Source organism: Nostoc sp. NZL, assembly GCF_015714705.1.
GTDB classification, from domain to species: Bacteria; Cyanobacteriota; Cyanobacteriia; order Cyanobacteriales; family Nostocaceae; genus Nostoc; species Nostoc foliaceum_A.
The window spans coordinates 36,242-47,754 of record NZ_WBKL01000032.1; the positions used below are offsets into that span (position 1 = coordinate 36,242).

Sequence of the window (11,513 nt, forward strand, 5' to 3'; positions counted from 1 at the left end):
GAGGAGAAAAATTTTCTGCTTGCTCTGACTCCCTCATCTCTGTGTCTTAAATTACGAATTACGAATTACGAATTACGAATTAAAAGGGGGTAATAGCTTGAGCGATGAAAACCTCTTTGACCAGGAGGATTATCTACAGGAACGGGTTGAGCAGTGCATCTGGCAAAAAAGTACAGATGCAGGTATTTCGCGCCAGCGCTTTTTGCAAATACTAGCCACTATGGTTGGTGCAACAGCCATTGGAGGATTAGTTAAACCTGCGCCTGCTCATAGTCAGGCAGCTGTTAAAACCAAGGGCAGCAAAATACTTAAGCCATTGCCACCAGGGTATATCTCTCATAGCAGAGGCACATTAGAGATGAACTGGGAAGCGATGTATGGGCGTGGTTATTTAGTACCAAATGATTGGTTCTATGTTCATAACCGCAGTACACCTCCGACCTTTGACCCATCTACATGGCGTTTGCAAATTCATGGAACTGGCGTTTCTGCCCCGTGCGAGTTTACTTACGATGAAATCATCGCTATGCCCTCCATCTCAGTCACTTGTGCCATTGAGTGCGCTGCTAATGGTCGGCGCTTCTTTGAAGAGGCTTACAACACACCACTCTCTGGCGCACGATGGAGGCTTGGGGCTATTGGTGTGGCTGAGTGGACTGGTGTACCACTTGGCATATTATTAGAGCGAGCTGGACTGAAATCCACAGCAAAAGACGTACTCGTTGAGGGCGCAGATGTGGATTCGCTGGACTCAAAGGGGACGAATAAATCCAAGTTCAACAATGTAGTTCCGATTAGCAAGGCATTAGCAGATAACTCGCTTCTCGTCTATGCAATGAATGGAGAACCATTACCTCCAGATCACGGTCAGCCATGCCGTGCCTTATTTCCTGGTTGGGGAGGAAACGCCAACGTTAAATGGATTGAGCGGATTGAGGTTTCTGAAACACCGATATATACCCAGTGGGTAACGGAACAGATGGTGCTGGTTGGTGCAGACTACCCAGCGATCGCTCCGTATAAAGGTAAGCTGATTACCTACCAAAATGTTAAGAGCGCCTTTGAGTTGGCTTGGCCAGCTACGCTTTCTGCTAGAAGTCACTTACTACGTGGACGTTCTTGGTCTGGGAAAGGAAAGATTGTCCGTGTAGAAGTTAGCCTGGATGGTGGTAAAACTTGGCAACTTGCACGACTGAGAGAACCAAACTTTCCATTTGCATGGGTACGGTGGGACATTGAGTGGAACCCACTTCCTGGGGAATATTTTCTCCAAGCTATTGCTACTGACAATTTAGGTAATACACAACCGAGTACAGTTCCGTGGAATGATTCTGGATTACTCTACGGAGGCGTTGTTAGTCATCCGGTGACAGTGCAAGGTTAATCACAGCAAATCAGTTCTCTAGAAAAAGACCTATTTATGATTGATTTTAGTTGGTTGATTTTAGTAACTGGAGGCCTAATATCTGGAGTCATAGCTGGACTTTTAGGAATAGGTGGCGGTATTATCACAATTCCTCTTTTAGTCACACTAGGTTATACTCCCATTCAGGCGATCGCTACTAGTAGCCTTGCTATTGTGATTACTTCAATTTCTGGAAGTTTGCAGAATTGGTGGATGGGTTACTTTGACTTTAAACGAGTAACTTATTTAGGAATTCCAGCTTTCCTGACTACTGGAATAGGTGTCTATTTTGCTAATAAAATTCCATCCTATATAATACTATTTACATTTGGTATCATACTACTTGCTAATATCTATTTGATTGAGCTTCGCAAGCAACTGGCTTTCAAGGAAATAGAGAATACAACCCTAGTATTTAACCCATTAGTTTCTAAAATTGGCACAGGGGGAGCAGCCGGAATTTTAGCAGGTTTGTTTGGCTTAGGTGGCGGTACGATTATGGTGCCACTGCAAATGTTACTACTGGGAGAAGAAATTAAAGTAGCAATTCAGACTAGTTTGGGCGTGATTGTCATCACTGCTTTAGCTGCCTGTACAGGCCACACATTAGAGGGAAATATTCTATTTGCTCAAGGTATCGTTTTGGGATGTGGTGGTCTTTTAGGTGTTCAAATGAGTACTCGCGCATTACCAAAACTACCAGATTCTACTGTAAGCTTAGTGCTTCGTATCTTCTTAGGAATACTATCAATCTATATTTTTTGGGAAGCTTGGATAAATTATCAACAAATAATTACTAATTCGTAATTCGTAATTCGTAATTCGTAATTCGTAATTACAGGAATTCATTTATTTTAACCACATACAGCAGTTTGCAAGTAAATAAGGTACAGAATGCAGGACTCCAAATCAGATATAAACAGTTTCGACCTCCTGCCTCAAAATCCGTAGCTTTGGACTTCATCCAAAAGAAAACTGCTGTAATTTATAGGAAAACCAGGGAGAGGTCTTGCTACTCACAATTACGAATTACGAATTACGAATTACGAATTATTTCAAGGTAGCCATCGGGGACGAAATCCAGCTAAGGGGAGTTGTTCTGGTCTAATTTCAACAGTCGCAGCATCGGCGATGGGCAACAAAGGCATTAACCACAGACTACTGGTTGCGATCGCATCTCCATCATCAGTTTTCAAAGTGTTTGGGGGTAATGATGCTGTCGTATTTGTTTGCGGTACTACTTGGTCAAATAACAAGCCTAAACCATCGGCAGATAAACTCATTTGCACATTCCGTTGAGCGGGAGGCAGTACTAGCAGTGGCTTCTGTTGCCCGGTTTTCAGATCGATTGCCACCACATAAGGCTGTTCTATGTATTGTTCTTTGGATACTAGCTGTGTCAACAAGCAGTAGATGGTAGGTGAGGCAATATCAAATTGGCAGCTGAGAATTGAGCCTGTTGTTTTTAATAGTTGTTTCTGCACACCTTGGTTTGTCACCAAAAACAAATCTCGCGTGTAATCTGTATTAAACTTTACCATCGCTGCTTGAGAGCCATCTTTGGAGAAAGCCTGTACCAAACCAAACTGCGGTAGAAAATCTAGGGGTTTACTGGCATCACCTTGCAGTGGTAGGATGGCTGCTCCCTGTCCTTGGGCAACTGCTACGGCTTTACTATCTGGGGTGATCATAAAGTCTCCCCCAGGTTGGCTTTCCAGACGTTTAGGGGTGGGTTTTTCTGCTGAAGCGTCGCTGGTTGCTGGCATAAACCATAGTCCAAAGTCGCCGGGATTAGTTTTGTTTCCCCGCTGGATCACAATAGTTTGCCCATCAGGTGATAAGTCAAATTTCAGGTTTTGATAATCTTTGCTATCTAAAATCAGGTCAACTCTACCTGCTGGTTCTACTTCTTGTCCAGATTTACCAGAAACGCCTGTTGTCACTGTGTAAAGTTGGGCTGATAGTAAGTCTTGGTTATTGGTGGTACGAGCAGAAAATAAAATTTTCTCCCCATCAGGAAACGACTCAAAGTCCATTACTATCAGGTCTTTGGGGGTAAGTAGCCTTTTTTGTTCTTCGGTTAAGTTGTAAAGAACTAATCGTCCTTGTTCTTCTTGATCGGTTCCTATGTAAAGAATGACGCGATCGCGTGTGCGGAAGCTACCTGTAAAGGGCTGTATTACCCGATTTTTGCCTTCTTGCTCTGCAAACTGATCTTTGGCTCCCTGTAACTGCACTTTATAATTCGTGCCATAGGGTGCCGGTGTCACCAGTGTATAAACCATTCGCCGCCCTGCCCAACTGAATTTACCTGCTAGAGGTGGCTCGATTTTCAAGTTCTCCTCTACACTTTTTACTTCCATTGGGCGACTGAAGGTGAGGGTGAAGGAGTTATCTTCTGCCCCAATTTGTTGATTTTGCCAAGTAAATTCCCGGACACGAGCAGTTATTACATCACCTTGCAATATAAGTAACCCAATCAGCACACTCAGCAGTAGCATCAGTGCGATCGCTATGCGATCCAGTGGTTGGATAAATGCTTTAGATTTAGTCATTTGTCATTAAACGTTGGGCATTGGGAATTGGGCATTAGGCATTGGTCATCAACAAATGACTAATGACTAATAACTATAAGGATTCTGTGGTTGAGGAATTTTTTTGAAAGAGGTAGCGGCAATGGTAAGTTGGCGTTTACCTGCCAAATTTTCTGTCACCATTTGTCCTTCAACTTCCAGCCAGGTATCAGGGGAGTAACGCTCTTGATTATTTTGTAGTTTGACAGGCAATCCCACAGGGTAAGCATCTGCTGCACAGCAAGTTAAGACAAATCGTGCTAAAAACAAATATTCTTTTCCTATATCCGGCGGGTGGATCACAAATCCCTGTACCTTGACTTTTTGCCCTGTATATGCGTCTGGCTCTGGATAGACATTGACGGTACGTACCCAGTCTACAAGCGATCGCTCTTCTGGACGAACAGTAACCCGAAAGGCTTGGGGTTTAACACGTGTGCTTCCCAATAAATCAGATGTCACACCCCTTTGGAGTGCTTTGTCACTAGCAAAAACTTGCGGTGTAATGATAAAACCCAGAATTGCCGTAGTCAACAACAAAGCACTGCCCCAACCAGGGGGAAATAAACTAATATGCTGGGCGTTTGGCGTAACATCACGGCGACGCCTTTGCCAAAGTTCCTGCATCTTGAAGAAACCAATAATGATGAAACTGATACCAGCCACAATCACTAACCAAAAGTAATTTGGGTGAATCAACAGGTTCAGCTTGTTAGTTAACCAATATCTCAACATCAAAACGCCCCAAGCTGTAATTGCTAAAGCATCCAGCCAAGGGAGTAACTGATTTGGAATTTTAGATTTGGGATTTTTGTTAGCCATTTCTCATTAGTCATTAGTCATTAGTCATTGGTCATTAGTCATAAGAAAGGAGAAATGACAAATGACAAATATTTTTTTAAAAGACGTGCAAGTTCAGGAAAAGAGTGAACAAAAATGTCAGTTGTGCTGCTAAAGCAAATAAGTAAAAGATAGTTTTGGGTTTAAAAATAGATAACATCAAACCAACGCTTTTGATGTCAATCATTGGCCCAAACACCAGAAATGCCAACAATGAACCGCTGCTAAAGGTTGAGGCAAAAGATAAGGCGAAGAAAGAATCGACTGTAGAACAAATTGACACCACTACTGCTAATATCAGCATGACCACAATTGAGCTAATGGGGCCAGCCCCCAAACTGAGAATTAATTCGCGGGGAGCTAGGACTTGAATAGCAGCAGCGATCGCACTTCCTAAAATCATTACTCCGCCCAATTCCCGCAATTCTTGGATGCTATTATCCACCACTAAGCGCAGTTTGTCTGCAAGCGGTTTACTGGCAGTAGAAATTATGGTAGGCGGTACCACATTAGGATCTATCCGCAGAGGTATACCTGCTTTTCCTCCTAAGATATAAGTCCCCGATTGCAAGAGATTCGGTACTGTTGCTTCCTGTTGTACTTGGTAACGCTTACCACGGCGTTTGGTTTCAGGTTGTGCGGGTGGATTATACTTCAAATAACGAGCGATCGCAGGTTGGACTATGGGATTTAAGTCCTTTTGAAAACTGAAAACAAAACCGATAATTGTGGCAATGGATAAAGAAAATACGACTCGTAAGACCACTATTTCTGGCTGATCTCGAAATGCTGTCCAAGTTGCCCAAATTACAATTGGGTTAATTGTTGGTGCTGCTAGCAAAAAACCAATTGCGACTGGTGTGGGTACTCCCTGAATTAGGAACCGCCGCGCTACCGGTACATTCCCGCACTCACACACCGGAAATAAAAAGCCGATCATGCTGCCAACTAAAGCACCCAGCAGCGGATTTGTGGGCATTTTTTCTACTAATTTGCGCTCATCAACAAAAAATAGCAACAAACTGGAGAATAAAACCCCAAGAAGCAAAAAAGGCATCGCCTCGACTAGCAGACTTAGAAATAGCGTAAAACCATTGTTCAATTGATTCATGTGCGTCGCAGTCAAAAGCGGTTTTGAGTTTTAGGGTTCTGCCTAGTCATTCTATCGAAATGGGGATCAAAAGCAGTTCGGGAAAATTAAACATTATTTAAGTAGCAAGTTGTTCTACATTGGAACTAACGCTTAAGCGCTACAAACCTTTGCTTCAGCCAAGATAGTGATATTTACCTGAGTGCATTTACTGACGATGACCATTTCTAAGATTGTCTAAGTTCAGAAATTGTTCCGTTCTAGAGGGCAAGTAGCTGCATAGATGATTTTGAATTACCTATGTTTATACTTACAGTAATTTGCTGGATAAGATATTAGCTTGGCTGTATTTTCATCAAGTATTTACAGTTATTGAACATTTGGGGATCGCTCTTGGTTGTTACCTTCATTGATTTTGGATAGTTCTGGCAAAATGTGATCTGAGCTTTGGTTGATTTTTTACTATAAAAACTCTAAAAATGCAAGACCAAAGTTTAACAAACATGGTAAATTCTGATAACTCTTTTGTCTAAAAATCACCATTAGGGTATAAACCTGGACGGTAGCCACTACAACGGAGAATCCGCGGGGTGAGCTAGCACGATTGGGGAAACCCCTATGAGTGACTGACTTCGCGTCTTCCAATGGTGTTAGTCCAAGTCCCTAAGCCTCAGAAGGACTATGAAAACCTATATCCCCGACTTCTTTAAGAAGTCGGGGATATAGTTCACTAGTTCATGATTACTTTGTGCAATCGCTGTTAATTACGTTTTGGTGGAATTCCCCAAATCTTGATTTGTTGATCAAATCCGCCACTGGCAAGAATTTTACCATTTGGACTAAAAGCGATCGCACTCACCCAGTCTGTATGCCCACTTAGTGTATTTATTAACTCGCCTGTAGTTAAATCCCACAACTTAATCCCATCTCTGCCGGCACTAGCAAGGGTTTGTCCATCGGGGTTAATAGTGATCGCATTTACCCAGTTATTATGTCCTGTGAGGGTGCGGACTAATTCTCCAGTATTAATATTCCACAGTTTGACTGTGCGATCGCGGCTAGCACTAACTAATGTTTGTCCATCTGGTGTAAAGATAACAGCGCTAACACCATTAGAATGAGCTGCCAATTCACTGATTAATTTACCAGTACTCAAATTCCACAGCTTGATTACACCCTTATTGTCACCACTAGCTAATGTCTGTCCATCAGGACTAATGGCTAGGGTATAAATCAAATTATCAAAGCGTACTAGAGTCCCTAGAGGGCGTTGCTGTAGCAAATCCCATATCCGAATCCCATCCAAAGCTCCACTGATGAGAACTTTACTATCAGGAGATACTGCTAAAGATAATACGTTACTGGTATGTCCTACAAAAGAGCGGCTAAATTTAAAATTCTTCAGACTCCAGAGGTTAATCGTATTGTCATTACTACAGCTAACGAGGGTTTGCCCATCTGGCGAAATCACTAAAGATTCTACGGCTGTTTTGTGTGCTTTATTAATATCTGCCAACTTTTTGCCATTGGCTGGATTCCAGAGGCGAATTATACCTTCATTTTCTGCACCTCCACTCACCAGAATTCTGCTATCTGGACTGAAAGCGAGAGATTTAACAGTTCCGTTATGTCCTCTGAGTGTGTAAAGTAGTTGGGCATTACCAAAGCTGCTGGTAGTTTGGGAGTTTGGCGTTACTTCGATGGCAGCATGAGCTTGATGAATGTAAAACCCTTCCCATGTAGTCACTGGAAGGGCAACAGCTGCCATAAATGCCAGGATAATATCCGGCCGCAGAAAATTAGGCCCACCTCTTCCCTCACTCCTCACACTTTTTCCTCACTTTTTATAGATACGGTTACCCCAATCAATTTTGCAGAGTTATTTAAGTAATAACTCTGCACTTCCTAAAGAGGTGGTTTTTTCTTAGAAACGCTTAACATTGGTAAAGGCGCACTAGAAGAACGAGTGGGCAAATAATGTTGCACTACAGGCTCCTCTGGTAGAGGACGACGCTGCTGGAAACGCCACAATTTAAAGGCTAGCGCTATTCCTGCCGTTCCCAAACCAAAAGCGAACAACGACCAGCTATCATTCAGTCCGCCAATCAGGGCATCCATAACCCCCATCGTCATCAATACACTGATTAGTGGCTCTTTTCGGTAGGTTGACTTCAAAAAACGAGGTAATACAGCATTCATCACAGCTTGGTTGGTTCCAGTTCACCTTTTGTGTATATTTACCAAGAATACCTCACCCGTAATTTGCCTTTCTCATCCAAGGCAGACACTAATTATGATTTTCTTTAGTAGGGGAGGAAGTTTACTCATTAATCGCCTTGCACATACTAGTTGCAAGTCTATGATATTTCAATCACTAATAAATATTTCGATTCCTCTCTTGCTTACATTCTAGGGCAATTATTTATGAATAAGTCTAATTAAAGTATCTAGGGCGAAGGACTTCGCTATTAATTGTTAAAGTCAAAACCAACTGGTGGTTCCAGCTGGTTGAAACTCTTTTAAGTACTAGCTTACAACTTCTACCTTGTGCTGGTTAGTCGCACTACTTCAGACCCAGCCATGATAGCACCCCTTGATTAGTGACATATTCAATCACTAGCATCAAAGCGAAGCCAATCATTGCAGCTCGACCATTCAAGCGTTCAGCATATTCGTTAAAGCCAAACTTAGGCTCCTCTAGTTTAGGTGTAATTGTCGGTTGTGTTTGTGTCATTTTTAAAAAACCTTTTTTTCGGCAAACGGGACTTGATATCAGACTTCACAGCAGAAGTCGGTGATCAGCGGTAAAAGTTAAAGGAATAGACTTATTCTTTTCCCCTTAACTTTTACCCTACAGTTGGTAACTTATCTGACTTTTCACGCTGGAAAACCTCGCTCTCAATCTCTCTCCTAAAAAGACAGAGACTTTGAATTTTTCCCCTTCCCACATTGCTAAGGGGGTTAGAGGATTAGGATTTTCGTGGGCTTTTCCAGGTGACGTGAAAAGTTAGGGTAGCTTAAAAGCTAATTGCAGTGCTTGGATGCCAAGATGACTTGGTAAATTCAGCAAAAGCTTCCTAGTAGGGAGCTATACAATCGCTCTTTTAATAAATTGTTACTATTCTTTATATATTGTATAAATACTGGGGCAATAGTCAAGCGTAAGAGTTTGGGGCTACTCAGATTAAATAGAGAAACTTAGAACACAGATTAACGATCTCTAATACAGCTATTTGTAATAGGTCAGTAGCAAGCTTCAGATTGGCAGGCTACAGTTAAACAAAAAAATTATCAGAGGCAGTATATGGAAATCGGTGTTCCAAAGGAAAATAAAGATCAAGAATTTCGTGTAGGGTTAAGTCCTTCTAGTGTGCGAGTGCTGCGGGAAAATAATCATAGCATTTTCGTCCAGACGCAAGCAGGTCATGGTGCTGGATTCTCAGATGACGACTACAGGAGTGCTGGAGCCGAAATTGTCCCCACATCAGAAATGGCTTGGAATCGAGAATTGGTTGTTAAAGTCAAAGAACCGTTAACATCTGAGTATAAATTTTTGCAGAAAGGACAGATATTATTTACTTATTTACATTTAGCAGCCGATCGCAAATTGACAGAGCATTTAATTGATTGTGGCACTTGTGCGATCGCTTACGAAACTGTAGAACAACCTGGTGCTAACAAACTACCCTTGCTCACCCCCATGAGCGTGATTGCCGGTCGGCTAGCAGTACAATTTGGGGCCAGATTTTTAGAGCGTCAACAAGGTGGTAGAGGAGTCCTTTTGGGCGGTGTACCTGGAGTCAAACCGGGCAAAGTAGTAATTTTAGGTGGCGGCGTTGTTGGCACAGAAGCAGCTAAAATTGCCGTGGGCCTAGGTGCTAGCGTCCAGATTTTAGATGTGAGTGTCGAGCGCTTATCTTACTTAGAAACCCTCTTTGGCTCTAGAGTTGAATTGCTTTACAGCAACTCTGCTCATATTGAAGCCGCAGTCATTGAAGCCGATTTGCTGATCGGTGCAGTGTTAGTGTTAGGACGTAGAGCACCAATACTAGTATCTCGCGAATTGGTTAAACAAATGCGTCCTGGTTCTGTAATAGTTGATGTTGCTGTTGACCAAGGCGGTTGTATAGAAACTTTACACCCCACATCCCACACCAATCCGGTATACATTGAAGAGGGTGTGGTACATTATGGCGTTCCTAACATGCCAGGAGCAGTACCTTGGACAGCAACCCAGGCACTCAACAACAGTACATTACCTTATGTCATCCAATTAGCGAATTTGGGAATTAAGGCACTGGAAGTTAACCCAGCATTAGCTAAGGGTGTGAACGTGCAGAATCATCACTTAGTGCATCCTGCTGTACAAGAGGTATTCCCTGATTTGGTAAATTAAGGTGTGCAAGTATTAGGCGATCGCTTATTTTAATAAAGCTAGTTCTCAAGAATCAGACTAATTTTCTTGCCAAATGCGCGGATGGGTAGGTGTACAAAATGAGAAGGAGCAAAAAAGGCTGCACGCTCCATCTATACAAGACTTTCAGAGAATTGTACTTTTAATCCATCCGCGCACCTTATGGGGAAAGGTTTTCAGCGATTTGCATCTGGTGCTATGACTATTCCCTATGTTATGATTCAATGGTTCGCGCAACTGCACCTTGAAAACCAAATACAGCAGCACTTTCAGATGCCAGCGATTGCAATTCATCAAAATCCCTATTAGGGATTGAAACGTAGAGAAAATCGTCAATGTGTGCAAAACCTTCGATATATTGCAATTCATCAAAATCCCTATTAGGGATTGAAACTTATTGATTCAATTCCCCCGATAAGTCTGAATCCACATTAGGGAATTGCAATTCATCAAAATCCCTATTAGGGATTGAAACTTATTGATTCATGGCAAACACAAGCCAGCACACAATTGCAATTCATCAAAATCCCTATTAGGGATTGAAACTAGTGATAAAGAGGAAACAAAGCAAACAGTGCTTTATATTGCAATTCATCAAAATCCCTATTAGGGATTGAAACGTGATTTTAAGGTATTAACACCACCCAATGTACCATTGCAATTCATCAAAATCCCTATTAGGGATTGAAACTCAGCACATAAAATCTAGTACCAAGAACGTGACAGAAATTGCAATTCATCAAAATCCCTATTAGGGATTGAAACTTCGTGATGCTTGCCGATAGACCTAAGATTACACCATTGCAATTCATCAAAATCCCTATTAGGGATTGAAACTCAGCACATAAAATCTAGTACCAAGAACGTGACAGAAATTGCAATTCATCAAAATCCCTATTAGGGATTGAAACTTCGTGATGCTTGCCGATAGACCTAAGATTACACCATTGCAATTCATCAAAATCCCTATTAGGGATTGAAACATTAATCTTGGGGAATCGCTATTGTAAAGATGGGCATTGCAATTCATCAAAATCCCTATTAGGGATTGAAACCGGCTTGCCAGGGGTGACACCTCAACAACTACAAGATTGCAATTCATCAAAATCCCTATTAGGGATTGAAACAAAATACCCCAAAAATCAAAAGACGCTAGTAATATTGCAATTCATCAAAATCCCTATTAGGGAT

9 protein-coding genes and 1 CRISPR repeat array are annotated in these 11,513 nt (G+C 42.0%); of the genes, 3 read left to right on the forward strand and 6 right to left on the reverse strand.

Features of this window, described 5'->3' with window-relative positions:
• The first annotated feature begins 97 nt into the window (after positions 1-97).
• Positions 98-1,384, forward strand: coding sequence for a sulfite oxidase (locus F8R90_RS04250; protein ID WP_196509698.1), 1,287 nt, complete (start codon positions 98-100; stop codon positions 1,382-1,384).
• A 36-nt stretch (positions 1,385-1,420) separates the two neighbouring features.
• The gene (locus F8R90_RS04255) at positions 1,421-2,212 is read left to right on the forward strand and encodes a sulfite exporter TauE/SafE family protein (RefSeq protein WP_196509699.1); all 792 of its coding nucleotides are present in this window, start codon (positions 1,421-1,423) and stop codon (positions 2,210-2,212) included.
• A 248-nt stretch (positions 2,213-2,460) separates the two neighbouring features.
• Here the strand turns inward: F8R90_RS04255 and F8R90_RS04260 are convergent, their stop codons facing one another.
• From F8R90_RS04260 to F8R90_RS04285, 6 genes are all read right to left on the reverse strand, one after another.
• Positions 2,461-3,960, reverse strand: a complete 1,500-nt coding sequence (locus F8R90_RS04260) for an Ig-like domain-containing protein (RefSeq protein WP_196509700.1) — start codon at positions 3,958-3,960, stop codon at positions 2,461-2,463.
• Positions 3,961-4,026: 66 nt separating this feature from the next.
• Entirely contained in the window at positions 4,027-4,800 is a 774-nt protein-coding gene (locus F8R90_RS04265) for a TIGR03943 family putative permease subunit (RefSeq protein WP_196509701.1), read from the reverse strand.
• Positions 4,801-4,876: 76 nt separating this feature from the next.
• Complete coding sequence (locus F8R90_RS04270; RefSeq protein WP_196509702.1) at positions 4,877-5,929, reverse strand: permease; 1,053 nt, start codon at positions 5,927-5,929, stop codon at positions 4,877-4,879.
• A 739-nt stretch (positions 5,930-6,668) separates the two neighbouring features.
• Positions 6,669-7,676: a WD40 repeat domain-containing protein gene (locus F8R90_RS04275; RefSeq protein WP_196509705.1), complete on the reverse strand. Its 1,008-nt coding sequence runs from the start codon at positions 7,674-7,676 to the stop codon at positions 6,669-6,671.
• A gap of 137 nt (positions 7,677-7,813) precedes the next feature.
• A complete protein-coding gene (locus F8R90_RS04280; protein WP_196509703.1) occupies positions 7,814-8,107 on the reverse strand; it encodes a hypothetical protein in 294 nt (97 codons plus the stop codon).
• Between the two features lie 364 nt (positions 8,108-8,471).
• Complete coding sequence (locus F8R90_RS04285; protein ID WP_012410338.1) at positions 8,472-8,642, reverse strand: chlorophyll a/b-binding protein; 171 nt, start codon at positions 8,640-8,642, stop codon at positions 8,472-8,474.
• Positions 8,643-9,212: 570 nt separating this feature from the next.
• Between F8R90_RS04285 and ald the strand changes: the two genes are divergently transcribed.
• Positions 9,213-10,304 carry an alanine dehydrogenase gene (gene ald / locus F8R90_RS04290; RefSeq protein ID WP_196509704.1) on the forward strand — a complete coding sequence of 364 codons (1,092 nt, stop codon included), beginning with the start codon at positions 9,213-9,215 and terminating at the stop codon, positions 10,302-10,304.
• Between the two features lie 300 nt (positions 10,305-10,604).
• Positions 10,605-11,449: direct repeats of the CRISPR family, unit length 37 nt; unit sequence ATTGCAATTCATCAAAATCCCTATTAGGGATTGAAAC.
• Positions 11,450-11,513 lie beyond the last annotated feature (64 nt).

What these genes read in the sequence shown, in the direction of transcription:
- F8R90_RS04255 (WP_196509699.1), top strand. Translation starts at nt 1,421, where the DNA reads ATGATTGATTTTAGTTGGTTGATTTTAGTAACTGGAGGCCTAATATCT.
- F8R90_RS04260 (WP_196509700.1), bottom strand. Translation starts at nt 3,960, where the DNA reads ATGACTAAATCTAAAGCATTTATCCAACCACTGGATCGCATAGCGATC.
- F8R90_RS04265 (WP_196509701.1), bottom strand. Translation starts at nt 4,800, where the DNA reads ATGGCTAACAAAAATCCCAAATCTAAAATTCCAAATCAGTTACTCCCT.
- F8R90_RS04270 (WP_196509702.1), bottom strand. Translation starts at nt 5,929, where the DNA reads ATGAATCAATTGAACAATGGTTTTACGCTATTTCTAAGTCTGCTAGTC.
- F8R90_RS04275 (WP_196509705.1), bottom strand. Translation starts at nt 7,676, where the DNA reads ATGGCAGCTGTTGCCCTTCCAGTGACTACATGGGAAGGGTTTTACATT.
- F8R90_RS04280 (WP_196509703.1), bottom strand. Translation starts at nt 8,107, where the DNA reads ATGAATGCTGTATTACCTCGTTTTTTGAAGTCAACCTACCGAAAAGAG.
- F8R90_RS04285 (WP_012410338.1), bottom strand. Translation starts at nt 8,642, where the DNA reads ATGACACAAACACAACCGACAATTACACCTAAACTAGAGGAGCCTAAG.
- ald (WP_196509704.1), top strand. Translation starts at nt 9,213, where the DNA reads ATGGAAATCGGTGTTCCAAAGGAAAATAAAGATCAAGAATTTCGTGTA.